Origin of the sequence: Labrys wisconsinensis (assembly GCF_030814995.1) — a bacterium.
Lineage (GTDB): Bacteria > Pseudomonadota > Alphaproteobacteria > Rhizobiales > Labraceae > Labrys > Labrys wisconsinensis.
Map to the genome: position 1 here is coordinate 272428 of NZ_JAUSVX010000004.1, position 25567 is coordinate 297994.

The window sequence follows — 25567 nt, forward strand, 5'->3', positions numbered from 1 at the left end:
GGCTCAACTCGCGCGACAGCGCCCTACCAGCTCGCCCGGCTGCAAGCTCACTGCCATCTCGGCACCCGACGTCTCGACACTTGGGAAATTCGCGCATTGAGCTCGGCAATCGCCTCTTCGAGCTTGTCCCAGTCTTCGAAAGAGTTGTTCAGATCGATTTCGATGACTGGATCTATGCCGGCTTTGGCAGCGGGGCCTGCATGAAGACGGACAAGAACACGCCTGTCCCGCAGGGCGATGTCTTCCACGAGGTCATAGCCCTCCAGCCTGGGGACGCTTGTTTCGATGTGGAGGCCATCCAAGCGCAGCCTGAAGTCTTGCTCGTCCGGCTCGGGGGCCATGTCGATGGTGACGTATGTTTGGGGGTCGAAAGGATCGTTGGCGAATCCGACAACCAGAATGCCGTTTTCGTCATATTCGGCGTGGATGACGCTTGCCAGGAATCTCATCCTTGATCCTTGCGGGTGAATTGCGGGGCGGTGCTTTCGGGCAACATCGCCGACGAAGCCGCATCGCCTATGCACAAAGATGGCATGCGCTGTTGTGCCGCTCTGATAAATTTACGCTTGGCTCACGGAAGGCGTGTCTTGAGCTTGGTGATCGCCTCATCGAGCTTCGAATGCTCTGCAGAAGGGTCGTTCAGACCGATCTTGATGATCGGATCTACTCTCACTTTTTCAGCAAATCTCATTTTAAGCATTATCATCAATCGGTCGTCACACAATTCCACTTTCTCAACAATATTGTATCCGTTGATGTGTGAAATGCTTGTGTCGATATGCAATCCATCCATGCCGAGCCTCAGATCCTGCTCGTCCGGCTCATGAGCCAAGTCGAGAGTGACATAGTTGTCGGGATCATGAGAATGATCAGCGAATCCGACCGTCAGTCCTTCGCCGTCGTCCTCGATGTGGATATATCTCGCTGAGAAGTTCATGGCGGCCAGAGTCTGCCATACCGCCGCCGCCGATCAAGGGGGTGGCAAATCCGGCCGGCGGCCGCGGCGAGGCCTTCCCGGACAGGAGCGCGGCGCTGACCGGCCGGACCCTGCGGCGCAGCAAGCCAGGACCGAGGCCGAAGGAGGGTCAGGAGGCATAGACAACAAGGTCACGCGGACTCCAGAACCGTCAGACGACCACCGGCTCTGCACACCCGGCCATCGATCCGGTTCGGTCTCCGGCATACCATTCTCATCTCGGAACATCCGGCGGCCTACCTCCTTTTATTCTCGTGATGGCCTCGCGCGGCCATCTGGTCGTCATCGTGATAGTCGATCCGCACAGTCGTCCCGGCGACTGTTCTTTTCTGCCGAGAGGCCCTTGGGTTCCGTCGGCGATATTCTTGATCAAACAGCTGCGGCCCGATTGCTGCTCGGACAGCCACCGTAGCAAGAGTCTCTCTTCCTGATTACCGGACTGCAACTCTGTCCTTTCCCGATGCTTCGATGGGGAAATTCTCGTCAACGCTCATTTCGGCGAAGTCCTGCGGTTCGAGCGAGGTCTTGTGCTGGCGAGCAATCTCCTGATTGCGCTTCCACAATTCTTGGAGGTGACCACGGACCTCTGGATTGAGCCCAACCACCCCGGTGACGACGTCCTGCCAGGAGCCGGTTGCATTGTAGGTTTTCTGCAGCATTGGTGTTGTGGCCTGGAGTGCCTTGGCCTCCTGCTCAGGCAGCTCGCCGATCGCCCAAAGGACGTAGCATTCCAGAATCCGGACCAGCGGCCGGCCTTCGTAGCGCGGGTTCATCGCCATCGTCAGGCCTCGTCCTCGTCGAAATCTTCCTCGAGATCCGGATCGAGATCGAGCGAGTCGATGAAGGCGGCGAAGGAGGGTGCCAGCGGCTCGAGCTCGAACCCCTCCTCATGCAGACAGATCGAAACCGTCGCCGGCTCCTGGCCGAGGTCGAGCACGAACACGTTGCCGGTGCCGTCGCCGGCAAAGGGGATCTTCTTCTCGCCGAGGACGGCTCGCCAATCCCGGGTTGCGCGCCAAAGGCTTTCGGTGCTGCCGCGATCCTCGTCGAGATGGTGGAAGCGATTGACGGACGAGTCGGACAATGACCCGTCCGACAACGTCGGGACATCGAGTTCCGGATGTCCGCCGTTCGAGAATCGCAGAAGGCCGAGATAGTCGGCCGGAAGGGTAACGCCGAATTCGCGCTCGAACGCCGCGATGGTGCCCGGTGAGGGCGGCGGGCGCTTTACGGGCCCGCCGCCCTCGTTGAGGTTCAACTCGGATAGATCGCGCATGCAGATCCCCCCTTTGGTGCGCCCGGATCAAGCTTCGCCAGAGGGGTGCCCGCGGTCAAGCAGGAGGGGCGAATTCGCCCAGAGCGTTCGCGCTGGTTGGCGAAATGCCGGCAAGCTGAATTGCGTCCTAGGGAACCCGGGGTCGTTGTAAAGTCTCAGACGACTGGCTTCCGCGACGGATTGCTGTAGTCCAGATTGCCCTCTTCAAAGCGCCGCTCCAGAGCCTCAAGGCCGTGCCGCATCTTGAACTCTACCTCCGATTTCGTCACCGGAATCAGCCAATCGCAGTTGATCGTCTTCGTGCCGATATCGAGGATCTCAAGAGTCGGACCATCGAGATAGGGCAAAGAAATCAGGGCATGGTCGCAGTGTGATCCGGGAAGCCAAGGACGCCCGAAATTGATCGTATGCCCCAGACCCAGCCTCCTCCCCGTCCGATGATAATGGGCCGTGACGACGAGCAACTCGACAATGTCCTCCGAGGCGTAGGGGCTGAATATGTGAAGTTCGAGCGCTACGTCGTCACCCGGCTGCGACATGCAGCGCGTAGCATAGGTCCACGCTGCGCGGCCTTCATGTGGCGGATAGGCAAGAACGCAGAAATCGCTGGGAAGATCGTCAATTGGGCCTTTGGTAAAGGAGTGGCGTTGGCCCTCGACTCTCCACACCTGCCGATAGTGAGTTTCAATTAAGTGTGCCCAGTTCAAAATCCGAACTCCTTCCTCTTTTGATTTTCGTATCGAGCCATTTCGCCGCCCCGCGAATTCGATTCACCTCGCTGCTGGAGGCTCATGCGCGTCCGGTCTTGCGTGCTCGCTGCTCTCTCTTCAGGAGTCATCCAGGAGCTCAGCTTTTCGCCGTTCAACGGATCGCCGTCATAGTAGCGTTGAAAATAGCAGCGTCGAGAAAGGGGCGTCGAGCTGCAGGAAAGACACCGTCCGTCAGATTAAGTCAAAAATTCTACACCTCATCATTCTCAATGTCGGGCGTACCATCGCTATTCCAAAACTCCCACTTCCCGACCTCTTTGCCGTTCTCATAAAGGCCTCTCGCGGCCAGCTGGCCGTTTGGGTGATAGTCAGTCCAAAGTCCATGTTCTCTCCCCTCGACATATGTCCCCTCGGACGAGAGAGATCCGTCTGGATAGAAGTGATGGAACAGGCCATTCTTTATCCAGCGTGTTCCATCAGGTGACATGGTTCTGGTGTATCGATATTCAATATTACCGTTCTCATATGGTATTTCTGCGATGCTGAGCACAGTCATGTCATTTGACCTTTGGTATAAATTCAGAAGGATCATATAATTCTGTTAATATGGCATCTCCGGTGATAGGATCGTATCTCTCAATTACGATCACGCGAGCTGACCTGTTCAAGGCCTGCTCATAACCCGTTATATATCGTATAATTTGTTGTTGATCTTTCGATATTGGTCTCCCAAAAGGCTTGTCGTCGAGAATCATGTCGTTCTTAAATCGCACGGCATCAGGTCTGGCAATCTGAAGCCGCGCATCTTGAGGTGCACCTGTAATTAAGTCGACCCGCTTTGGTACTTCTATGGCGCGGCCATCAACCCCCTGAATGGCTCATTTACCATATCAAAGTCACCGGTTCCCAAACGTCTTGAGGCCTTTTGCGCGTGTCTGGACTTACCACGGGCGGTGTCTGCGGTCTCGCCGGATATGGGCGCACGTTCGCGCTCTCCCTCCACCCGTTCAGAGGGCGGCGGCGGTGGTCGATCGACGTCCTGGAGGGCAAGCCCGCGCTCGGTCTCTGGCCCCGGAGGGACGGGTCCCGGCGCCGCATCAGGCTTGAAAGCACGGGGCAGTGCTTCGGCGGCGCCGTGTGCGGCACCGCCGATGAGTGCGCCGACCGGAAAGGCCATCGCCGTCTGGGCGGGATCATATTCGTCCCGCAGCCGACCAGCGGGCGGCCATGGCCTGCGCCTCGTCCCGGAACTGGCCGAGGAAGCGGCTGGTGGCGTCGCCGCCGCCGGGCGGCATGGCCTGCCGGGTGGCGCGGGCATAGGCGGCCTGGGTGACGGCGAAGCGCTGGAGATCGGCGCGGGCACGCGTCTGCAGCTCCGCCGGCGAGAAGTCGGGGATGCGGGGCATGGAGGCTCACGATGGGAGGGAGCCCCGGCTGGCGGGCGGGCATGCGCGAGCGCCGCCGTCGCGCCGCGGGCGGCGGCGAGGCGTCGGACGTCAGGACATGCGAAAGCGGCCCCGGGGACGGTCAGTCCCGAGCTGTCTGTCGGCAGCGTTGGCGAGGGGCCGGAAAGCCGTTCCGGGGCGGATCAGGCGGGCTGCCGGCGCAGCACCGTCAGATTTTGCCATAGCCGCGCCGCCGATCAAGCAGGGGTGGCAAATCCGGCTCGGATCGGCCCGCGGGGATCGCAGGGCGCCTCTTGCGCCGCGATGCGGGATCCCTTGTTGCGGCGAATCCTCGGCCAGGTGGGCGATGGGGCCCGGTCTCCGGACTCTGGCGTCCTCCCGGCCACCCCGACGGCAGCCATGGCAGGGCGTCGCCGCACTGCTGCTCAAAATTTGCCCTTCTGGTCAAATTATGTCGCGGATTCATTTGACAACGAGTCCAGAAGAGGCTGGAACGGATTGACCGGGCATCGGAAAATCCGCCTCTCCCGCTGGCACGATGATTGCGAGCTTGACGGTTGCGAGTTTGACGAAACGAAGCGATCGTGATGGTGGTCGTGCCTCGTGCGGGGGCAGGGGCACTGCGGCTGTTCGCGGGATGGCGTAGGGGTATGGGCGACATGCGGGCCGAGGCTGCGGGACAGGCGGGGGGAGCGGGCGGCGGCGCTGAGCGGGCCGTCATCGCGGTCAAGGACCTTTCCCTCACCTTCCAGACGGCGGACGGCCCGGTCTATGCCCTGTCGAACGTCGATCTCACCGTCGCGGAGGGCGACTTCGTCTCCTTCATCGGCCCGTCGGGCTGCGGCAAGACCACGCTGCTGCGCGTCATCGCCGACCTCGAGCAGGCGAGCTCGGGCTCGATCCTGGTCAACGGCCTGACGCCCGAGGCGGCCCGGCTCGGGCGCCAGTACGGCTATGTCTTCCAGGCGCCGGCGCTCTATCCCTGGCGCACCATCGAGCGCAACGTCATGCTGCCGCTCGAAGTGATGGGATTTTCCGCCGAGGAGCGGGCAGCGCGGGCGGCCCGCAACCTCGAGCTGGTCAACCTCAAGGGGTTCGAGAAGAAGTTTCCCTGGCAGCTCTCCGGCGGCATGCAGCAGCGCGCCTCGATCGCCCGGGCGCTCTGCTTCGACCCCAAGCTGATGCTGATGGACGAGCCCTTCGGCGCGCTCGACGAGATCGTCCGCGACAAGCTCAACGAGCAGCTGCTCGAGCTCTGGCGCACCACGCGCAAGACCGTGGTGTTCGTTACCCATTCGATCCCGGAGGCGGTGTTCCTCTCCACCAGGATCGTGGTGATGTCGCCGCGGCCCGGCCGCATCATCGACGTCATCCAATGCGACCTGCCGCGCGACCGCACGCTCGACATCCGCGAGACGCCGGAGTTCCTGAAGGTGGCGCACCGGGTGCGCGAGGGCCTGAGGGCGGGGCATTCCTATGACGACTGAGGCCATGGCGGCGCCGGCCCGGCCCTCGGCATGGACCCGGCTGATGGCCGGGCAGGCCGGCCCGGTCACCGTGGTCGTCGCCGTCATCCTGCTGATCTGGTATGCCGCCTGCGTCATGGAGAACGGCGACGCCGTGCTGCGCACCGCCGCCGATCCCGCGGCGCTCACGGCCTGGGACCGCGTGCTGCTCTCCTTCGCGCAGGACCGGCCGGTGGTGCCGGCGCCGCACCAGGTGATCGGCGAGATGTGGCGGACCATCGCGCTGGTCTCGCCCTTCTCCAGGCGCAGCCTGATCTATCACAGCTGGGTGACGCTCTCCTCGGCCCTGCTCGGCTTCGCCTTCGGCGCGCTGCTCGGCATCGGCCTCGCCGTGCTGATCGTGCACATGCGCTCGCTGCAGAAGAGCCTCCTGCCCTGGATCATCTCCTCGCAGACGATTCCGATCCTGGCGCTGGCGCCGATCGTCATCGTCGGCCTCGGCTCGATCGGCATCACCGGCATCGTGCCGAAATCGATCATCTCGACCTATCTGTGCTTCTTCCCCGTGACCATCGGCATGGTGAAGGGCCTGACCTCGCCGGACCCGATGCAGCTCGACCTGATGCGCACCTACAACGCCTCGAAGGCGCAGACCTTCTGGAAGCTGCGCTGGCCGGCCTCGACGCCGTTCCTGTTCGCCAGCCTCAAGGTCGCCATTGCCATCAGCCTGGTCGGCGCCATCGTCGGCGAGCTGCCGACCGGGGCCCAGGCCGGCCTCGGCGCCCGGCTGCTCTCCGGCTCCTATTACGGCCAGATCCTGCAGATCTGGGCGGCGCTGTTCACCGCCGCGACCATCGCGGCCGGCCTGGTGGTGCTGATGGGCGCGATCGAGCGGCGCACGCTCCTCGCCATGGGTGCCCGGCCGGAGGAGCGGCCGTGACGCCCGCCGCCGGCCTCGACACGCTGCACGCCCGCGGCTGGATCGCGGCGGGCCTGTTCATCGTCCTCAGCTTCGCCTTCCCGCTCGGCGCCGTGGTGCGCGGCACGCCGATCCTGATGCTGGACGTGCTGCTGCTGCTCTGCGGCGCCGCCTACACCGCCGTCGGCTGGACGCGCCGCCTCGACGGCGGCCGGTTCTGGCTGGCGCTCGGCCTGGTGCTCGCCGGCGCCGCGAGCCTCCTTCTCATGGTGCACGAGCCCGGCATATCAGGCGCGGCGGGCCTCAGCTTCTGGTGCAAGGCGATCGGCGTCTGGCTCGCCGGCTGGATGGCGGTCGACGCGCTGATCGACCGGCAGGCTCCGTCCGAGGCCGGCGCGCGCCTGCTGAAGATCGCGGTGCCCACCCTGTTCGGCGCCTTCCTGTTCATCATCTGGGAATGGGTGGTGGTCGGCTTCGGCGTCAACGCCGTGCTGATGCCGCCGCCCTCGGCCATCCTCGGGGCGATGCTGGGCTATGCCCCGACGCTCGCCGCCGACTTCGTCCAGACCTTCCTCAAGTCCGTGATCACCGGCTGGGCGCTCGGCTCGGTGCTCGGCTTCCTCGTGGCGGTGCTGGCCGATGCGGTGCCGTTCCTGCGGCGCGGCCTGCTGCCGCTCGGCAATTTCGTCTCGGCCCTGCCGATCATCGGCGTCGCGCCGATCATGGTGATGTGGTTCGGCTTCGACTGGCAGTCGAAGGTCGCGGTCGTCGTCATCATGACCTTCTTTCCCATGCTGGTGAACACCGTGGCGGGCCTGGCCGCCGCCGGGCGGCTGGAGCGCGACCTGATGCGCTCCTACGGCGCCGGGCGCTGGGCGACGCTGATCAAGCTGCGCCTGCCGGCGGCGATGCCGTTCATCTTCAACGGGCTCAAGATCAACTCGACCCTGGCGCTGATCGGCGCCATCGTGGCCGAGTTCTTCGGCACGCCGATCGTCGGCATGGGCTTTCGCATCTCCACCGAGGTCGGGCGCATGGCGCTGGACAAGGTCTGGGCGGAAATCGTCGTCGCCGCGGTGGCGGGGTCGGCTTTCTACGGCATCATCGCCGCGGTCGAGCGGGCGGTGACGTTTTGGCATCCCTCATACCGGCGCGCCTGACGCCGGACGAGGGCAACAGAGGAGTGGACGGAATGAGGAAGACGCTGATCGCGGGAGCGGCGTTCGCGCTCGGGCTTGGGCTCGGTGGCGCCGCGCAGGCGCAGGACAAGGTGACGCTGCAGCTCAAATGGGTGGCGCAGGCCCAGTTCGCCGGCTATTTCGTCGCCAAGGACAAGGGCTTCTACAAGGAGGCCGGCCTCGACGTCACCGTCAACCCCGGCGGCCCCGACATCGCCCCCGAGCAGGTGATCGCCGGCGGGCGCGCCGACGTCATCGTCGACTGGATGCCGGCGGCCCTGGCCGCCCGCGAGAAGGGCCTGGCGCTGGTCAACATCGCCCAACCCTTCAAGCGCTCCGGCCTGATGCTGACCTGCCGCAACGAATCCGGCATCAAGTCGCCGGCCGACTTCAAGGACAAGACGCTCGGCGTCTGGTTCTACGGCAACGAGTATCCGTTCCTCGCCTGGATGGGCAAGCTCGGCCTCAAGACCGACGGCTCGGCCGGCGGCGTCAAGGTGATCAAGCAGGGCTTCAACGTCGACCCGCTGCTGCAGAAGCAGGCCGACTGCATCTCCACCATGACCTATAACGAGTACTACCAGGTCATCGAGGCGGGGGTGAAGCCGGCCGACCTCACCGTGTTCAAGTATGAGGACCAGGGTGTCGCCACGCTCGAGGACGGCCTCTACGTCATGGAGGACAAGCTCAAGGATCCCAAGTTCGTCGAGACCATGGGCAAGTTCGTCAAGGCCTCGATGAAGGGCTGGGACTATGCCCGGGCCCATCCCGAGGAGGCGGTGAAGATCGTGCTCGACAACGACACGTCCGGCGCCCAGACCGAGGGCCACCAGACCACGATGATGACCGAGATCAACAAGCTCACCGAAGGCTCCGACGGCACGCTCGACGTCGCCGCGGCGCAGACCACGGTGAAGACGCTGCTCTCGGGCGGCTCCGATCCGGTGATCACCAAGGAGCCGGTCGGCGCCTGGACGGCGGCCGTGACGGACGCGGCCAGGAAGTGATCGGCGCGCGGCGCGGTCGACAAGGCCGCGCCGCATCGTGCCTCGGCTTGCTGCTTTAACGTTTCTCCGGTAATGTAGTGTTGTTCACTACATATGAGGCGTTGCATGAAAACCGTCTCCGCCGCGGAGGCAAACCGCCAGTTCTCGAAACTCCTGCGGGACGTACAGGCCGGCGAGGAGGTCGTGGTCACGTCTCGCGGGCGAGCGGTTGCTAGAATTGTGCCGGCTGAGAGAAAGTCAGAGGCGGAGCTTGCCGCCGCGCGCAAAGCTTTGTTTGATCGACTCCGATCTCAATCTGCCTTGAATCTGCCGAAAATTACACGTGACGAGCTTTACGACGATTGATGCGGGTCGCGGTCGACACCAATATTCTACTCTATGCCGAAGGTATGAACGATCCTGAGCGGCAGGAGCAAGCTGAAGATCTCCTTGAGGCTTTGCCAGCAGGAGATGTTGTCGTGCCTGCGCAAGTTCTTGGTGAGCTTTATCGCGCCTTGGTTGCAAAAGCCCGCTGGTCGCCGACAGCAGCGGCCGCGGCCACACGGCACTGGATTGAGTACTTCAACGTTGGCGTCACAGGGATCGATGTGCTGATGTCAGCTTTCGATATCACGACCGCGCACCAGCTTCACATCTTCGACGCTATCGTGCTCGCCTGTGCAGCCGAGGAGCGTTGCCGCCTCCTGATTTCGGAAGATATGCAGGACGGCTTCGTTCATCGGGGCGTGACGGTGGTCAACCCGTTCGCACCGCAGCGCCACTATCTCTTGGAAGCGGCGCTGCGACCGCAAGCTTGATCGAGACGAGGGAAACAGAGCCATGCCCATCCTGATCCGCGGCGGCATCGTCGTGAACCACGATCATTCCCGCCCCGCCGACGTGCTCGTCGACGGGGGCACCATCACGGCCGTGGGCCGGAAGCTCGATGCGCCGAAGGGCGCCGAGGTGATCGAGGCGGACGGCTGCTTCGTCCTGCCCGGCGGCATCGACCCGCACACCCATCTGGAAATGCCGTTCATGGGCACGACCTCGGCCGATGATTTCGAGAGCGGCACCAAGGCGGCGCTCTCCGGCGGCACCACCATGGTGGTCGACTTCTGCCTGCCGGGCTCGGGCCAGTCCCTGCTCGCCGCCTACCAGGAATGGCGCCACAAGTCGGAGAAGGCGGCCTGCGACTACGGCTTTCACATGGCGGTCACCTGGTGGGACAAGCCGGTGTTCGACGAGATGGAGACCGTGGTCAAGACCTACGGCATCAACACCTTCAAGCACTTCCTCGCCTACAAGGGCGCGCTGATGGTGAACGACGACGAGCTCTTCGCCTCGTTCGGCCGCTGCGCCGGCCTCGGCGCCCTGCCGCTGGTGCATGCGGAGAACGGCGACGTCGTCTTCCGCCTGCAGCAGCACTATATCGACATCGGCGTCACCGGGCCCGAGGGCCATTCCTATTCGCGCCCGCCCGAGGTCGAGGCCGAGGCCACCAACCGCGCCATCATGATCGCCGACATGGCCGGCAGCCAGCTCTACGTCGTCCACACCTCCAGCCGCGAGGCGCACGAGGCGATCGCCCGCGCCCGGGCCGCCGGCAAGCGCGTCTATGGCGAGCCGCTGATCCAGCACCTCGTGCTCGACGACCGCGAATATCAGAACAAGGACTGGGACTATGCCGCCGGCCGGGTGATGTCGCCGCCCTTCCGCGACAAGTCCAACCAGGACTCGCTCTGGGCCGGCCTCGCCGCCGGCTCGCTGCAGGTGGTGGCGACCGACCATTGCGCCTTCACCGTGGCGCAGAAGCGCATGGGCCTCGGCGACTTCCGCAAGATCCCCAACGGCACCGGCGGCCTGGAAGACCGCATGCCGGTGCTCTGGGCCGCGGGCGTCAACACCGGGCGCCTCACCAAGGAGGAGTTCGTGGCGGTGACCTCCGCCAACATCGCCCGCATCCTCAACGTCTACCCGCGCAAGGGCGCGGTCGCGGTCGGCTCCGACGCGGACCTCGTGGTCTGGGATCCCGGCGCCACCAAGACCGTCACGGCCAGGAAGCAGCTCAGCCGCATCGAGTACAACGTGTTCGAGGGCCATGAATGCCGCGGCCTGCCGATCGTCACCCTCTCGGGCGGCCGCATCGCCTGGGCCGAGGGCCAGGTGCGGGCGGAGAAGGGCGACGGCCGATATGTCGCCCGCGATCCCTTCCCGGCCGCCGCCGTCGCCAACGCCACCTGGAAGGAGCTGACCCGTCCGCGCGCCGTCCAGCGCCTCGAGGTGACGCCGTAAGTATTGATACGCATAACGTTATGCGTTATGATTGCAAGCTTCTGCGACAAGGCGACGGAACGGCTCTGGACGGACGGCAGGAGCCGCGATTTTCCGCCGGATGTGGTCAGGGCCGCGTTGCGGAAGCTGTACATGCTTCAGGCCGCGAACAGGGTCGACGACTTGCGCAACCCGCCAGGCAATCGTCTGGAGGCGCTGAAGGGGAACCGGGCAGGGCAACACTCGATCCGCATCAACGATCAATGGCGGATCTGCTTTCTGTGGCGGGAAGAGGGCGCCCATGACGTCGAGATCGTCGACTATCACCGATAGGCAGGCAGGGGCTTATAATCCCACGCCGGGAGAGATCCTCCTGGAGGAGTTCCTGATTCCACTGGGCTTGTCTCAGAGCGCCCTGGCGCGAGCTATCGGTGTGCCGCCGCGCCGGATCAACGAGATCGTCCTGGGCAAGCGCGCGGTCACCGCCGATACGGACCTGCGCCTCGGGCGATATTTCAGCATGTCGGACGGGTTCTTCCTCAACCTCCAGACATTGCACGAACTCAGGGCGGCCAAGGCCGCCGTCGACCGCGAGCTTGCGAAGATCAGGCCGCACGAGACACGGGACGGGGTTCTCGTCCCGATCGACAAGCACGCCGCTTGAATCCCAACGAACTGGACCTGCCATGCTCGCCAACCTCACCATCGATCCGCAACGCCTGTGGGACACGCTGATGGAGACCGCCAGGTTCGGCGGCACGCCCAAGGGCGGCATCAGGCGCCTCACCCTCTCCGACGATGACAAGCGCGTGCGCGACTGGTTCAAGGCCCGGTGCGAGGCGCTCGGCTGCACGGTGACGGTGGACGAGGTCGGCAACATGTTCGCCCGCCGTCCCGGCCGCAACAACGACCTTGCGCCGATCTGCATGGGCTCGCATCTCGACACCCAGCCGACCGGCGGCAAGTTCGACGGCGTGCTCGGCGTGCTCGGCGCCCTGGAGGCGATGCGCACCCTGCACGAGCAGGGCTACGAGACCAACGCGCCGATCGAGATCGTCAACTGGACCAACGAGGAGGGCTCGCGCTACGCCCCGGCCATGCTGGCCTCGGGCGTGTTCGCCGGCGTGTTCACCACCGACTATGCCTATGAGCGGGAGGACCGCGACGGCGTCCGCTTCCTCGCCGAGCTCGAGCGCATCGGCTATCGCGGCAGCGAGAAGGCGGGCGCCCGCAAGCTCGGCGCCATGTTCGAACTGCACATCGAGCAGGGCCCGATCCTGGAGGACGAGAAGACCATGGTCGGCGTCGTCACCGGCGTGCAGGGCATGCGCTGGTACGAGGTCACCGTCACCGGCCAGGACGCCCATACCGGCGCGACGCCGATGTATCTGCGCAAGAATGCCCTGGTCGGCGCGGCGCGCGTGATCGAGGCGATCGACGCCATCGGCCAGAAGCACCAGCCGGGCGTCGCCACCGTCGGGCTGATCGAGAACCGGCCCAACAGCCGCAACGTCATCCCGGGCGAGGTGTTCTTCACCATCGACCTGCGCCATCCCGACGAGGCCGTGCTCGACGTGATGGAGCAGGAGTTCCGCGCCGCCCTCGCAGCCAACCTGCCGGCGCTGGGGCTCGCCCATGAGGAGAAGCGCATCTGGAACTCGCCGGCGGTGAAGTTCGCGCCGGAGCTGATCGACTGCGTGCGCCACGGCGCCGGCAAGGCGGGCTTTCCCATGCGCGACATCGTCTCCGGCGCCGGCCACGACGCCGCCTATATCGCCCGCGTCGCGCCCACCACCATGGTCTTCGTGCCCTGCGCCGGCGGCCTCAGCCACAACGAGGCGGAATCGACCAGCTTCGAGGAATGCGCCGCTGGGGCGCAGGTGCTGCTCAACGCGGTCGTGGAGTATGACAGGCGGCTGGCGGGGTAGGGGCGGGCAAAGACGGCCCGGCCCCCGGACGGCAACAATCTCGCAAGAACCTCGACGTCATGGCCGGGCTTGACCCGGCCACCCACGCGAACGCGATGCCGGCCCGACTTGACAGGTTCCCTTTGTGCCACCTGTGTTCGCGTGGATGGGCGGATCGAGTCCGCCCATGACGGTGGCGCGCTGCAACACGCGCCGCACCTCCGTCGTGGCGCGCCGGCTGCGCCCTACGCCGCCAGCCGTGCCTCCACCAGCTTCGCCCAGTAGCTCACCCCCGCCGGGATGATGGCGTCGTTGAAGTCGTAGGCCGGGTTGTGCAGGCCGGCGCTATCGCCGTTGCCGATGAAGATGAAGGCGCCGGGGCGGGCTTCGAGCATGAAGGAGAAGTCCTCCGCCCCCATGATCGGCGGCGCCTCGACGTCGACATGGGCCGGCCCGGCGACGGCGCGGGCGACCTCCGCCGCCGCGGCGGTCTCGGCGGCGTGGTTGACCACCACGGGATAGTGCCTGACGTAGCGCACCGTCGCCGTCGCCCCGAACGCGGCGGCGGTGCCCTCGGCGATCGCGGTCAGCCGGCTCTCGATGGTGTCGCGCACGCCTGCTTCGAGGGCGCGGCACGTGCCCTTCATGCGGCAGGTCGTGCCGATGATGTTGTAGGCCGTGCCGGTCTCGATGGCGGTGACCGAGACCACGGCGCTCTTCAGGGGATCGACGTTGCGCGAGGCGATGGTCTGCAGCGCCGTGACGATCTGCGCCGCGACCACCACGGGGTCGACGCCCTCGTGCGGCTTGGCGGCATGGCTGCCGCGGCCGGTGATCTCGATGTCGAACGTGTCGCTGGACGCCATGAACGGCCCGGGCCGGATGGCGAAATGGCCCGGCGTCAGGCCCGGCATGTTGTGCATGCCGTAGACCTCGTCGACGGCGAAGCGCTCCATCAGCCCGTCCTGGACCATGGCGCGGCCGCCGCCGCCGCCTTCCTCGGCGGGCTGGAAGATCACCACGACGTCGCCGTCGAAATTGCGCGTCTCGCTGAGGTGCTTGGCGGCGCCGAGCAGCATGGCGGTGTGCCCGTCATGGCCGCAGGCGTGCATCTTGCCCGGTACGGTCGAGGCATAGGCGGCGCCGGTGGCCTCGGTGATCGGCAGCGCGTCCATGTCCGCGCGCAGGCCTATGCGCCGACGTCCCGGCCGGCCGCGGATCACGCCGACCACGCCGCTGCGCCCGATGCCCTCCGCCACCTCGTCGCAGCCGAAGCTGCGCAGCAGGCCGGCCACCATGGCGGCGGTGCGCTCCACGTCGTAATCGGTCTCGGGGTGGCGGTGGATGTCGCGTCGCCAGCCGGTGATCTCGTCGGCCATGGCGGCGATGCTGTTGGAAATGGTCATCATCGGAACGTCCTGTCGGTCCGCTCCAGATGAGACGAGCCGGCGGCAATGGTCAACCCGAGCCGCGCGCATGAGGGGGCGACAAGCGCGCGGCAATTTGGCATGAGTCTAGGGAAACCGAGAGGACGAGCCATGTTGCATCCTGAAGCGGCCAAGATCTGGACGGCGTTGCGCGACCATCGGCAGACGCTGGAGGGCGTGACCACGCGGGACCTGTTCAGCAGGGATGCCCAGCGTTTCGCCGAGTTCTCCTTCGGCTTCGAGGACGTGCTGGTCGACTTTTCCAAGAATCGCGTCAGCCGCGACACCCTCGCGCTGCTCCTGTCGCTTGCCCGGGCCTCGTGCGTCGAGATCCGCCGCGACGAGATGCTGCGGGGCGACCCGATCAACACCACCGAGAACCGCTCGGTGCTGCACACCGCCCTGCGCGCGCCGGCGGATGCCGATATCCGCGTCGAGGGCCGCAATATCGTGCCCGACGTGCACGAGGAGCTGGCGCGCTGCTACGCCTTCGCCGACGCCGTGCGCTCCGGCGCCATCCGCGGCGCCACGGGCGACCGCATCACCGACGTCGTCAATATCGGCATCGGCGGCTCCGACCTCGGGCCGGCCATGGGCGCGCGCGCCCTTTCGCCCTATGCCGACGGGCCGCGGCCGCATTTCGTCTCGAACGTCGACGGCGCCGACATGGCCGACGTGCTGGCCAGGCTCGATCCGGCCCGCACCCTGTTCCTGGTCTCGTCGAAGACCTTCACCACCATCGAGACCATGACCAATGCCGGCTCGGCGCGGCGCTGGATCGCCAAGGCGCTGGGCGAGACGGCGGTCGGCAGCCATTTCGCCGCCATCTCCACCAACATCGTCGCGGTGGAGGCCTTCGGCATCTCCAAGGATCGGATGTTCCGCTTCTGGGACTGGGTCGGCGGGCGCTATTCCATGTGGTCGGCCATCGGCCTCGGCCTGATGATCGCCATCGGCCCCGAGCGCTTCGCCGAGTTCCTGGCCGGCGGCCACGAGGTCGACGTGCATTTCGCCACGACCCCGCTGGAGAGGAACATCCCGGTGCTGATGGGCCTGGTTGGCATCTGGCACCGCAACATCATGGGCTATGCCGCCCATGCCGTGCTGCCCTACGACCAGCGCCTCGGGCGCTTCCCCGCCTATCTCCAGCAGCTCGACATGGAATCCAACGGCAAGCACGTGCATCTCGACGGCACGCCGGTGGAAGGCTCCACCGGCCCGCTGGTCTGGGGCGAGCCCGGCACCAACGGCCAGCACGCCTTCTACCAGCTGATCCACCAGGGCACGGACGTGATCCCGGCCGATTTCCTCATCGCCGCCGAGCCGCACGAGCAGGGCATGGGCGACCACCATGCCATCCTGGTCGCCAATTGCCTGGCCCAGACCGAGGCGCTGATGCATGGGCGCACGCAGGAGGAGGCCAAGGCCGTGCTCACGGCGCAGGGCCTGCCGCCGGTCAAGATCGAGCTGCTCGCTCCCCACAAGCAGTTCGCCGGCAGCCGTCCGACCACGACCATCGCCTATCGCAAGCTCGACCCGCGCATGCTCGGCCGCCTCGTCGCGCTCTACGAGCACAAGGTGTTCGTCCAGGGCGTGATCTGGGGCATCAACTCCTTCGACCAATGGGGCGTCGAGCTCGGCAAGGAGCTCGCCTCGCGCCTGCTGCCTGTCGTGAAGGGCGCCAGCGCCGAGGCGCTCGACGCCTCGACCCGCGGGCTGGTCGCCCATCTCAGGGGGCTGGCGCGCTAGGCCAGGCGACCCTGGCGAAGCGCGTCATCGCATCGATGAAGGCCCGCAGCTTCGGCTGCTCCTGGTTCTTCGCCGGGAAGTAGAGGAACAGGCCCGCCTTGGTCGGCAGATGCGGCGCGAGCACCTCCTCGAGCTCGCCCGAGGCCAACTCGCACGCCGCCACCAGGTCGGCGGTGTAGGCCAGGCCGACGCCGGTCCGCGCCAGCCTGATCACGGTGAGGTGGTCGTTGACGATGATGCCGCCGGGCGGGTCGAGCGAATAGTCCCGGCCCTGACGCTGGAACTGCCAGCGATAGATGCTCCGTGCCGTGGGGTAGCGGTAGCGGATGCAGTCATGGCCGGTCAGGTCCTGCGGCACCTGCGGCCGGCCGCGGGCGGCGAAGTAGGACGGTGCCCCGACCACCACCCAGCGGAAGGCCGGCGTCAGCCGCACCGCCACCATGTCGCGCTCGATGAACTCGCCGATGCGGATGCCGGCGTCGAAGCGCTCGCCCGCGACGTCGACCAGGGCGTCGTTGACGTCGAGCTCCACCACGATGTCGGGATAGGCGCGGCGAAAGTCGGCCAGCGCCGGCACGACAGCGAGGTCGAGCGCGATGCGCGGCACCGACAGGCGCAGATGTCCGGCCGGGCGCCGGCGCTGCGCGGCGAGGATGTCGAGGGCTTCGTCGATCTCGCCCGTCGCCGGCCGCAGCCGCTCGATCAGCGCCGCGCCGGCGTCGGTCAGCGTGACGGTGCGGGTCGTGCGCTGGAACAGCGGCTGCCCGAGGCGCAGCTCCAGGGCGCGGACCGCCTGGCTGACCGCCGCCGGCGTCACCTGCAGCTCGGCCGCCGCCGCCCGGAAGCTGGCATGGCCGGCGACGGCGAGAAATTCCGACAGGCCGGTGAACCGGTCGATGCGCGCCATGGGCGCCTCCGGATATTGGATAGATGATCTAATCTGTTCATTCCGATTATGCCGGCTTTTCCAACTTCCGCCAGCCTCTATCCTGTCTCCCGTGCACGACGAGGCGCGGCCGACCCGATCGGGGCGGCGCTGCGAGCGCCGATGCTCCTGGACCATCACGGAGACGACCATGCGGGCCTATCGTCTTGCGGCCGACGAGCACGGCCATGCGTTCGCGCTGCGGGAAGAAGCGGATCCGGCGCCCGGACCGACCGAGATCCTCGTGCGCATCCGGGCGGCCTCGCTGAACCGCCGCGACCTGATGATCCTCGCCGGCACCTATCCGCTGCCGGCGAGGCCCGGCATCGTTCCGCTCAGCGACGGCGCCGGCGAGGTGGTGGCCGTCGGTGGGGCGGTGACGCGTTTTCGCATCGGCGACCGCGTCACCGGCGCCTATTTCCCGCGCTGGCGCGATGGCCGCCTGACGCCCGACCGCGCCGACCAGCTCGGCTGCACCCTCGACGGCATGCTGGCCGACCATGCCATGCTCGACGAGCAATGGGCGGTCGGGGTGCCCGACCATCTGACATGGGAGGAGGCGGCCTGCCTGACCTGCGCCGGCGTGACGGCCTGGAATGCGGTCACGGGCGGCGAGCCTCCGGTCGCCGGTCAGACCGTGCTGACGCTCGGCACCGGCGGCGTCGCGCTGTTCGCGATCCAGTTCGCCCGCCTGCTCGGCTGCCGCGTCATCGCGGTGACGTCGCGGGCCGCCAAGGCCGGGCAGTTGCGGGCCCTCGGCGCGGAGCACGTGATCGACCGGACGGATATCCCGGCCTGGGGCGCCGCGGTGCGGGATCTCACCGGCGGCGAGGGCGTCGACCGGGTGGTCGAGACCGTCGGGCCGGCGACGCTGGAGCAGTCGCTGATCGCCTCGGCACGCTACGGGCAGATCATGCTGCTGATCACCAGGGGCGACGGCCGGCCCAGGATCGAGATTGCCGGCGATGCCTGGGCGCGCTCGCTCGCCGCCATCCGCCGGCTGTTCGTCGGCAATCGTGCCGATCTGGAGGCGATGAACCGGGCCGTGGCGGCGCATCGCTTGCGGCCGGTGATTGACCGGGTGTTCGCCTTCGAGGAGGCCCATGCCGCCTATGCCCACGCCCAGCGCGGCGACCTCTTCGGCAAGGTCGTGATCCGCGGCGGCTGAGACGGGCCGCGGCGCGCAATCTCGTAAAGGAGAGGACGATGACCATTCGACACGGTGAAGCCCGATGGCAGGGGTCCCTGAAGCAGGGATCGGGGCGGCTGCGGCTCGGCAGCGGCGTCTTCGAAGGCGCCTATTCCTTCCCCTCGCGCTTCGAGACGGGCGCGGGCACCAATCCGGAGGAGCTGATCGCCGCGGCTCACGCCGCCTGCTTCTCGATGGCGCTCGCCGCGATCCTCGAGCGCGCCGGCCTGGCGCCGACGCGGATCCGCACCGGTGCCCGCGTGCATCTCGGGCTGGGCGAGGCCGGGCCGGCGATCACGCGCATCGAGATCGACACCGCCGGCGAGGTGCCGGGCCTCGATGACGCGGGCTTCGAGGCCCATGCCCGGACGGCCAAGGCAACCTGCCTGGTGTCGCGCGCCCTGAGCGTCATTCCGATCACCCTGACGGCTCGTCTGGACGCCGTCGATGCCATCCCGACCGTGGAGGGACCATGACCGAGCTCATCGATCCGATCTCGCGGGAGACCGAGGAGATCATGCGGCGCTTCAACGACGCCTTCCTGCAGCATGATCCCGCCGCGCTGGCCGGGCTGGTGGCGGAGGACTGCGTCATCGAGAACACCACGCCCGCGCCGGACGGCGCCCGTCAGGTCGGACGCGCGGCCTGCCTCGCCGTCTGGCAGGGGCTGGCGGCGCGGACCGATGCCAGCTTCACGCTGGAGGAGGTGTTCGTGGCGGGCGAGCGCGCCACCATCCGCTGGCGCTATCGCTGGGGCGAGGAGGCCGGCCAGTCCGTGCGCGGCGTCAACCTGATGCGCACGCGCGACGGGCTGATCGTCGAGGCGATGGGCTATGTGAAGGGCGCGTGAGGCTTCAGCGGCCGGCTCGAGCGGAGCGGCCGGCCGCGCAGATCGCTGCGATCGGGCATTGGCCGCAGCGCGGGCGGGCATGGGTGCAGACGGTTTGGCCGAGCGTCTTGATGTGCCAGTGGAACTCGTAGAGCACCTCGGCGCTCCAGTCCGGCAGGACGTGCGTCGCCAGCCGGAAGCCGCGCGCAAAGCCGGCCCTGGCGGGCAGCAGGGCGCAGCGCCGGAGCACGCGCAGGACATGGGTGTCGACGACGAGAACCGGCAGGCGCAGCGTGCTGAAGTTGAGGACGACCGCGGCGGTCTTGGCCCCGACGCCCGGCAGCCGCATCAGCCAGTGGAAGGCGTCGAAGCGGGACCGCCCGGCGAGGAAGCCGAGGTCGACGCGCCCGCGCAGCCGGCGGATCCGCTGCGCCGCGGCGACGAGATGCCCGGCCTTGTCCATCGGCCAGGTGACGTCGTGGATCAGCCGGGCGACCGCTTCCGGATCGGCGTCGGCGATGAGGTCCCAGCTCGGAAAGGCGCGGCGCAGGCGCTCATAGGCGGCCTGGGACACCGCGTCCCGCGTGCGGCCGCTGATGCTGGCCTTGACCCATTGGCTGGTCGGATCGTGCCGGACGGCGTCGCGCACCGGCGCGAAGACGCCCTGCAGGCGATCGCGCATCAGCGGGATCTCCGGTCGGTCGTGGAAGGCGAAGCGGGCCTGGTCCATGGCCGTCCTCAGTGGAAGTCGCGGCTCTTGAGCAGCGGCAGCTCGAGCTGGGGCGTGCGCTGGGCAAGGGCGGCGAAGGCCTCGCCGTCGCGCAGCCGGTCGAGCTCGGCGCTGAGGTCGATGAAGTGCTCGGCGACGACATGCACGACCAGGCCGGCCCGCTGCAGCCGGCCGCGGATGGCGACGAGGCGGGTGGTCATGACCACGCGGCGATTGGCCTCGAACACCTTCGACCAGACGACGATGTTGGCGATGTCGGTCTCGTCCTCCAGCGTCATGAACACCACGCCCTTGGACGTGCCGGGCCGCTGGCGCGTCAGCACCATGCCGGCGACGGTGACGAGGCTGCCCTGAGGCACGCTGTCCAGCCGGTGCTCGGCATTGGTGATGGCGCCGAGCTCTGCCAGCCGCTGGCGGAAGAAGCTGCAAGGATGCTCCTTCAGCGACAGCCCGACCGCCCGGTAGTCCTCCACCACGTGCTCCTGCAGCGGCATGGCCGGCAGCGCAATGGCGGGTTCCTCGAACATCTCGTCGCCGAGATGCGGCGCGAACAGCGGCAGCGGTGGCTTGGCCTGGCGCTCCCGGTCGCGCCCGTGCTCGATGCCGATCGTCGTCAGACGCCGCGCCGCCCACAGCGCCGCCCGCCGGTCGAGCCCGAGCGAGCCGAAGGCGTCGGCCTCCGCCAGCCGCTCGATGGTGGCGCCGGAGACGCCGGCAATGCCGCCGAGCCGCTCGATGCTGGCATAGCCGTTGCCGCGCCGCGCCAGCAGGCTCTTGATCTCCTCCTCGCGCAGGCCCTGCACCAGGCGGAAGCCGAGCCGCACCGCGAACTTGTGGGGTGACTGATCCTCCGCCGGCTCCAGCGTGCAGTCCCACTCGCTGGCGTTGACGTCGACCTCCCGCACCTCGACGCCGTGCCGGCGCGCGTCGCGCACCAGCTGCGCCGGCTGGTAGAAGCCCATGGGCTGGCTGTTGAGGATGGCAGCGCAGAAGACGTCGGGATAGTGGCACTTGATCCAGGCCGAGACATAGACCAGCAGCGCGAAGCTCGCCGCATGGCTCTCGGGAAAGCCATATTCGCCAAACCCCTTGATCTGGTCGAAGCAGCGCGTGGCGAAGTCCTTGGGATAGCCGCGCTTCACCATGCCGTCGACGAACTTTTCCTCGTAATTGCCGACCGTGCCATTGTGCCGGAAGGTCGCCATGGCCTTGCGCAGGCCGTCTGCATCGCCCTTCAAGAACCCTGCCGCGGTGATGGCGATCTGCATCGCCTGCTCTTGAAACAGCGGCACGCCCTTGGTCCGCCCGAGGATCGCTTCCAGCTCATCGAGGGGACCATATTCGGGAGACGGATGGGGGAAGCGCACCTTCTCGGTGCCCTCACGCCGTCGCAGATAGGGGTGTACCATCTTGCCCTGGATCGGGCCGGGGCGGACGATCGCCACCTCGATGACGAGGTCGTAGAACGTTTTCGGCTTGAGCCGCGGCAGCATCGACATCTGCGCCCGGCTCTCTACCTGGAACACGCCGACGGAATCGGCCTGCGACAGCATCGCGTAGACAGCTTCGTCCTGTGGTAGCTCGGCCATCGTCTTCAGGCCGAGATGGTAGTGGCTGTTGAGGAGGTCGAGCCCGCGCCGCAGGCAGCTCAGCATCCCGAGCGCCAGCACGTCGACCTTCATCAGATTGAGCGCGTCGATGTCGTCCTTGTCCCATTCGATGAAGGTACGCTCGTCCATGGCGGCATTGCCGATCGGCACGGTCTCGTCGAGGCGCCCGCGCGTCAGCACGAAGCCGCCGACATGCTGGGAGAGATGGCGCGGGAAGCCAGTGATCTCGCTGGCGAGACGGACGGTGCGGGCGATCTCGGGATTGTCCGGGTCGAGCCCGGCCTCGCGCACCCGCTCGGGCTTCCATTCATGGTCCCAGCTGCCCCACACCGTGCGCGACAGCGCCATGGTGACGTCGGGCGTCAGCCCCAGCGCCTTGCCGACCTCGCCGATGGCCCGGCGGGCGCGGTAATGGATCACGGTGGCGCAGATGGCGGCGCGGTGCCGGCCGTAGCGCTCATAGATGTACTGGATCACCTCCTCGCGCCGCTCGTGCTCGAAGTCGACGTCGATATCGGGCGGCTCGCCGCGGTTTTCGGAGAGGAAACGTGAGAACAGGAGGTTGCCTTCCTTCGGATCTACCTCCGTAATACCAAGGCAGAAGCACACCGCGCTGTTCGCTGCCGAACCGCGCCCCTGGCAAAGGACCTTCAGCTCGTGCCGGGCATGGGCGACTACGTCATGCACGGTCAGGAAGTAGTGAGGATACTTAAGCTTCCCGATGAGCGTCAGTTCTTCCCTCAACTGGCGGACGGTGTTATCCGGAATGCCGTCCGGGTATTTCTGTTTGGGATAGCGCCATTGCGCTCCGGCCCAGGCGAGATCTTCCAGATGCTGCTGCGCCGTCTTGCCCGGCGGCACCGGCTCGTCGGGATATTCGTATTTGAGCTCGCCGAGCGAGAACGAGCAGGCCCCCGCAATGGCGACGGTACGCTCGATTGCTTCGGGAAAATCCGCGAACAACCGGGCCATCTCCTCCGCGGACTTGAGGTGGCGCTCGGCATGGACCTCCAGCCTGAGGCCGGCCTCGGCGATGGTGCATTTCTCGCGGATGCAGGTCACCACGTCGGCGAGCAGCCGGCGTTCCGGTCGGTGGAACAGCACATCGTTGACCGCGACCATCGGCGCGCCCGACCGCTCGCCGAGCTCGGCGAGGAGGCCGAGCCGCCGCGGCTCGTCGCCGCGGTGGCGGTGGCAGGCGCCGAGGAAGGCGCGGCCCGGCGCCGCCTGCGCCAGGCGGGCCAGCCTCTCGGCGAAGGCGGTGGGCGGCACGGGCTCGTCCGGCGGCATCGCGATGAACACCTGGCCTTCCCCTGCCGCCAGGATTTCCTCGAAGCTCAGATGGCACTCGGTATTCTCAGCGCGGCGCTTGCCCTCGGTGAGCAGGCGACAGAGCCGGCCATAGGCCGCCCGGTCCATGGGATAGGCGATCGTTTCGAACCCGTCGGTGGTGACGAGACGCGCGCCCACCAGGAGTTTCAGCTTGCTCTTGGGGCGCTCCTTCATTTCCCGATAGGCCCGCACCACCCCGGCCAGGCTGTTGCGGTCGGCGATGCCGATGGCGGCGAGGCCGAGCGCATCGGCCCTCGCCACCAGTTCCTGCGGATGCGAGGCGCCGCGCAGGAAGGAGAAATTGCTGGTGACGGCGAGCTCGGCGTAGCGGGTCATGCGAACAGCCCGTGCACGAACCAGCGCGGCGGGGCGGCGTGCCCGACCTCGCGGAACAGCCAGAGGCGCCGGCCCGCCTCGTCCTCGGCCAGGAAATAGTCGCGGGTCTGCTCGTCCAGGGCAGAGGGCGGCGGGGAGGCGGCCTGCCGCCACCATTCGTTCGCGATCCGCTCCGGGCCCTGCAGCCGGGCGATGGCGTGCGAGGCGCCGCGCCAGCGCAGGCGCCGGGGCGGTCCGTCCGGCAGGAGGGCGACGACGTCGGCCGGCTCCGGCGCCGCCAGCAGCAGGATCGGCCGCAGCCGCGAGGGATCGGGCGCCGGCCAGGCCGGGCAGTCAGCGCCGATGTCCACCATGGCTTCCGACCGCTCGGGCCGATGGCTCGCGACCGGCGCCGGCACCGCGACGCTGTGCGGCCCGAGTCGCTGGCGCAAGCCATCGACGAGGGCCGTGCGCCTTTCCCAGCGATCGGTGGCGGCGGCGGTGGCGAAGCTCGCCTGGCGCTCCGCCATGGGCTCGGCCTGGGTGACCGACAGGGCGAAGGCCTCGAAGCCGAAGCCGGCATCGACGGCCGGGCCGAGGCGGTCGAGCTTGAGGTCGACCAGCCGCGCCACATGCGCGGGGTCGCGGGTCGGCACGGCGAGGCCGATGTCGATCAGGCGGACGGCACCGTCGACGCGGTAGAGCGCCAGCTGCAGGGTGCGCGCGCCGACGCCGCCCCGCGCCAGCTGCGGCGCGAGGTCGGCCATCAGCCGCCGCGCCACGATGACCACCGCCGCCTGCGCCAGCACCGGCTCGAGCAGCTGGCGCTGCGCGCGGTAGAGCGGCGGCGGCGTGACGGGGACCAGCGCCTCGGGGGCATGGCCCAGCGCCTGGTCGAGGCGCAGCAGCAGCGCCTTCTCGAAGCGCGCGGCGAAGGGGGCGCGGGGCTGGTCGAGGAGGTCGCCGACCCGCTTGAAGCCGAGCCGCTGCAGGGGCTGGCGCGTCTGCGCCGGCAGGCGCAGGGCCGCGACCGGCAGCGGCGCCAGCGCCGCAGCCTCCCCGCCGGAGGGCAGCAGGGTGCGGGCCGAGCGGGCGAAGCGCGCCAGCGCCCAGGCCGCGCCCGGCGTGTCGGCGACGGCGAGCCGGGCCGGCAGGCCGAGGCGATGCAGCCGCTCGGCGAGGTCGGCCGAGAGCCCGGCCTCGCCGCCGAACAGGTGCTCGGCGCCCGATATGTCGATGAACAGGCCGTCGGCTCCCTCTGCTTCGCCCCAGACCGCGACGGTGGGGGCATAGCGCGTCGCCCACAGGGCGAGGCGGCGCAGGGCCGCATCGTCGGCGGCGGGATCGGCGGGGCGGACCTGCAGCGGGCCGCAGCGGGCCCGCGCATCGGCCAGGCGGTCGCCGGGGGCGAGGCCCTCGGCCGCCGCCGCGCGGTTGACGGCCGCGATCAGGCCGCCGCCCGGTCCCTCGACGAACAGGACGAAGGGCCTGGTATCGTCGACCGCCTCCGCTTCATGCGGCATGGACCGCTGCGCCGCCAGGAAGCGCAGGATCGGCCAGCGCGGCAGCCAGACTGAAACGATGCGCGCCATGGTCCCACTCCACGATCCATTGTCCCGTCCGCCCGTTGCGGCAGCGCTCCAGCCCGGCGCGCCAGCGCCATCGCTCGACGAGGCCGAAGCGGTCGCGGCCCGCCGGTGCCGCGCCGATCCGCCAGCGCGTCGCCGCGGCGCTCGCGCCCGCGCCGGACAGCACGAGGAACAGCGGCAGGCCGGCCTGGGCCGCGGCTAGATGCAGCCGGCGGCTCGCCTTGAGGTCGAGGCCGCGGGGGCCGGGAAAGCCGGCGACGGCCGCCGCCGCGCCCGAGCGCAGCACCTCCTCCATCGCCCAGAGGGTTTCGACATCCTCGCCGGTCTGCACCAGCAACAGGCGGGCCGGATCGAGCCCGAGGGCCTGCAGGCCATGGCCGTGCCATTGGCCCCGCTGCGCCGCATCGGCCCGGCCCTGCACGATCACGATGGATTGTTCATTGTTTGTTCTGGACAGGATCGCGCAGAGGAAGCCCAGGGCAGCACCCAGGTCCGCCGCCGTTTCCGGAACGATCTCGTGCAGGGCGTCGAGCGCCAGGCCGCCCCGGGGCAGGGCTTGATCGAGCCGGAGCAGGCCGAACGGCAGGGTTTGCGTGCCCTGAGCCACCGTTTCCAGCTGCGGCAGCCGGCGGCGTAGCTCCGTCAGGATGGCGGCGCGGCCTCGGGCATCGGGGCCGGCCTCGACGGACACAGGGGAGGGAACGGCGCGGGGCATGGAACGCTCTGACTGAATTTGGGTCCATGCTAGAACAAAGAGAGAACAATGCAAGCGGA

Annotated in this window: 27 protein-coding genes; 14 read left to right on the forward strand and 13 right to left on the reverse strand. The window is 67.7% G+C overall.

Going from position 1 to position 25567, the window contains the following annotated elements; genetic code table 11:
* Positions 1-47: 47 nt before the first annotated feature.
* From QO011_RS13885 to QO011_RS13915, 7 genes are all read right to left on the reverse strand, one after another.
* Positions 48-449 carry an Imm10 family immunity protein gene (locus QO011_RS13885; protein WP_307272804.1) on the reverse strand — a complete coding sequence of 134 codons (402 nt, stop codon included), beginning with the start codon at positions 447-449 and terminating at the stop codon, positions 48-50.
* A gap of 122 nt (positions 450-571) precedes the next feature.
* Positions 572-937: an Imm10 family immunity protein gene (locus QO011_RS13890; protein WP_307272807.1), complete on the reverse strand. Its 366-nt coding sequence runs from the start codon at positions 935-937 to the stop codon at positions 572-574.
* Between the two features lie 470 nt (positions 938-1407).
* The gene (locus QO011_RS13895) at positions 1408-1755 is read right to left on the reverse strand and encodes a hypothetical protein (protein WP_307272809.1); all 348 of its coding nucleotides are present in this window, start codon (positions 1753-1755) and stop codon (positions 1408-1410) included.
* A 2-nt stretch (positions 1756-1757) separates the two neighbouring features.
* Positions 1758-2252 (reverse strand): SMI1/KNR4 family protein, encoded by a 495-nt coding sequence (locus QO011_RS13900; RefSeq protein WP_307272812.1) that lies wholly within the window; start codon positions 2250-2252, stop codon positions 1758-1760.
* Positions 2253-2407: 155 nt separating this feature from the next.
* Positions 2408-2959, reverse strand: coding sequence for a suppressor of fused domain protein (locus tag QO011_RS13905; protein ID WP_307272815.1), 552 nt, complete (start codon positions 2957-2959; stop codon positions 2408-2410).
* 253 nt (positions 2960-3212) lie between these two features.
* Positions 3213-3518 carry a toxin-antitoxin system YwqK family antitoxin gene (locus QO011_RS13910; protein WP_307272816.1) on the reverse strand — a complete coding sequence of 102 codons (306 nt, stop codon included), beginning with the start codon at positions 3516-3518 and terminating at the stop codon, positions 3213-3215.
* 637 nt (positions 3519-4155) lie between these two features.
* A complete protein-coding gene (locus tag QO011_RS13915) occupies positions 4156-4368 on the reverse strand; it encodes a hypothetical protein (RefSeq protein ID WP_307272818.1) in 213 nt (70 codons plus the stop codon).
* Positions 4369-5027: 659 nt separating this feature from the next.
* Here QO011_RS13915 and QO011_RS13920 point away from each other — a divergent pair.
* The 10 genes from QO011_RS13920 (at position 5028) to QO011_RS13965 (ending at position 13119) form a co-directional block, all read left to right on the forward strand.
* Entirely contained in the window at positions 5028-5855 is an 828-nt protein-coding gene (locus tag QO011_RS13920) for an ABC transporter ATP-binding protein (protein ID WP_307273162.1), read from the forward strand.
* Positions 5845-6774 carry an ABC transporter permease gene (locus QO011_RS13925; protein ID WP_370881951.1) on the forward strand — a complete coding sequence of 310 codons (930 nt, stop codon included), beginning with the start codon at positions 5845-5847 and terminating at the stop codon, positions 6772-6774. The genes QO011_RS13920 and QO011_RS13925 overlap by 11 nt, the downstream gene beginning before the upstream one ends.
* Before the next feature lie 245 nt (positions 6775-7019).
* Entirely contained in the window at positions 7020-7913 is an 894-nt protein-coding gene (locus QO011_RS13930) for an ABC transporter permease (RefSeq protein ID WP_370881958.1), read from the forward strand.
* Positions 7914-7945: 32 nt separating this feature from the next.
* Positions 7946-8938, forward strand: coding sequence for an ABC transporter substrate-binding protein (locus QO011_RS13935; protein WP_307272821.1), 993 nt, complete (start codon positions 7946-7948; stop codon positions 8936-8938).
* 105 nt (positions 8939-9043) lie between these two features.
* Complete coding sequence (locus QO011_RS13940) at positions 9044-9283, forward strand: type II toxin-antitoxin system Phd/YefM family antitoxin (RefSeq protein WP_307272822.1); 240 nt, start codon at positions 9044-9046, stop codon at positions 9281-9283.
* Positions 9283-9735 carry a PIN domain-containing protein gene (locus tag QO011_RS13945; RefSeq protein WP_307272824.1) on the forward strand — a complete coding sequence of 151 codons (453 nt, stop codon included), beginning with the start codon at positions 9283-9285 and terminating at the stop codon, positions 9733-9735. The genes QO011_RS13940 and QO011_RS13945 overlap by 1 nt, the downstream gene beginning before the upstream one ends.
* A 22-nt stretch (positions 9736-9757) precedes the next feature.
* Complete coding sequence (gene hydA, locus QO011_RS13950; protein WP_307272827.1) at positions 9758-11212, forward strand: dihydropyrimidinase; 1455 nt, start codon at positions 9758-9760, stop codon at positions 11210-11212.
* Between the two features lie 27 nt (positions 11213-11239).
* A complete protein-coding gene (locus QO011_RS13955) occupies positions 11240-11524 on the forward strand; it encodes a type II toxin-antitoxin system RelE/ParE family toxin (protein WP_307272830.1) in 285 nt (94 codons plus the stop codon).
* Positions 11493-11855 (forward strand): HigA family addiction module antitoxin, encoded by a 363-nt coding sequence (locus QO011_RS13960; protein WP_307272833.1) that lies wholly within the window; start codon positions 11493-11495, stop codon positions 11853-11855. Before QO011_RS13955 ends, QO011_RS13960 begins: the two co-directional genes overlap by 32 nt.
* A 22-nt stretch (positions 11856-11877) precedes the next feature.
* Positions 11878-13119: a Zn-dependent hydrolase gene (locus tag QO011_RS13965; protein ID WP_307272836.1), complete on the forward strand. Its 1242-nt coding sequence runs from the start codon at positions 11878-11880 to the stop codon at positions 13117-13119.
* A gap of 224 nt (positions 13120-13343) precedes the next feature.
* Here QO011_RS13965 and QO011_RS13970 read toward each other — a convergent pair whose 3' ends face one another.
* Positions 13344-14504: a M20 aminoacylase family protein gene (locus QO011_RS13970; protein ID WP_307273168.1), complete on the reverse strand. Its 1161-nt coding sequence runs from the start codon at positions 14502-14504 to the stop codon at positions 13344-13346.
* 132 nt (positions 14505-14636) lie between these two features.
* On the opposite strand from QO011_RS13970, the gene pgi reads away from it, so the two are divergent.
* Positions 14637-16274, forward strand: a complete 1638-nt coding sequence (gene pgi, locus QO011_RS13975; protein WP_307272839.1) for a glucose-6-phosphate isomerase — start codon at positions 14637-14639, stop codon at positions 16272-16274.
* Here pgi and QO011_RS13980 read toward each other — a convergent pair.
* Positions 16255-17181 carry a LysR family transcriptional regulator gene (locus QO011_RS13980; RefSeq protein ID WP_307272842.1) on the reverse strand — a complete coding sequence of 309 codons (927 nt, stop codon included), beginning with the start codon at positions 17179-17181 and terminating at the stop codon, positions 16255-16257. The two genes, pgi and QO011_RS13980, sit on opposite strands and share 20 nt — an antisense overlap.
* Positions 17182-17350: 169 nt before the next feature.
* Between QO011_RS13980 and QO011_RS13985 the strand changes: the two genes are divergently transcribed.
* Genes QO011_RS13985 through QO011_RS13995 form a run of 3 tightly spaced genes read left to right on the forward strand, consistent with a single transcriptional unit; the run spans position 17351 to position 19238 of the window.
* The gene (locus QO011_RS13985; RefSeq protein ID WP_307272844.1) at positions 17351-18367 is read left to right on the forward strand and encodes a zinc-dependent alcohol dehydrogenase family protein; all 1017 of its coding nucleotides are present in this window, start codon (positions 17351-17353) and stop codon (positions 18365-18367) included.
* 38 nt (positions 18368-18405) lie between these two features.
* Positions 18406-18864: an OsmC family protein gene (locus QO011_RS13990; RefSeq protein ID WP_307272846.1), complete on the forward strand. Its 459-nt coding sequence runs from the start codon at positions 18406-18408 to the stop codon at positions 18862-18864.
* Positions 18861-19238 (forward strand): nuclear transport factor 2 family protein, encoded by a 378-nt coding sequence (locus QO011_RS13995; RefSeq protein ID WP_307272848.1) that lies wholly within the window; start codon positions 18861-18863, stop codon positions 19236-19238. The genes QO011_RS13990 and QO011_RS13995 overlap by 4 nt, the downstream gene beginning before the upstream one ends.
* Positions 19239-19242: 4 nt before the next feature.
* Here QO011_RS13995 and QO011_RS14000 read toward each other — a convergent pair whose 3' ends face one another.
* From QO011_RS14000 to QO011_RS14015, 4 genes are read right to left on the reverse strand one after another with little or no spacing between them, the layout of a single operon-like run.
* Positions 19243-19947 (reverse strand): endonuclease III domain-containing protein, encoded by a 705-nt coding sequence (locus QO011_RS14000; protein WP_307272851.1) that lies wholly within the window; start codon positions 19945-19947, stop codon positions 19243-19245.
* Positions 19948-19955: 8 nt separating this feature from the next.
* On the reverse strand, positions 19956-23225 hold the full coding sequence (locus QO011_RS14005) for an error-prone DNA polymerase (RefSeq protein ID WP_307272854.1): 3270 nt from the start codon (positions 23223-23225) through the stop codon (positions 19956-19958).
* Positions 23222-24796, reverse strand: coding sequence for a Y-family DNA polymerase (locus QO011_RS14010; RefSeq protein ID WP_307272857.1), 1575 nt, complete (start codon positions 24794-24796; stop codon positions 23222-23224). The genes QO011_RS14005 and QO011_RS14010 overlap by 4 nt, the downstream gene beginning before the upstream one ends.
* Positions 24717-25562, reverse strand: coding sequence for an ImuA family protein (locus QO011_RS14015; RefSeq protein ID WP_307272860.1), 846 nt, complete (start codon positions 25560-25562; stop codon positions 24717-24719). Before QO011_RS14015 ends, QO011_RS14010 begins: the two co-directional genes overlap by 80 nt.
* Positions 25563-25567: the final 5 nt, after the last annotated feature.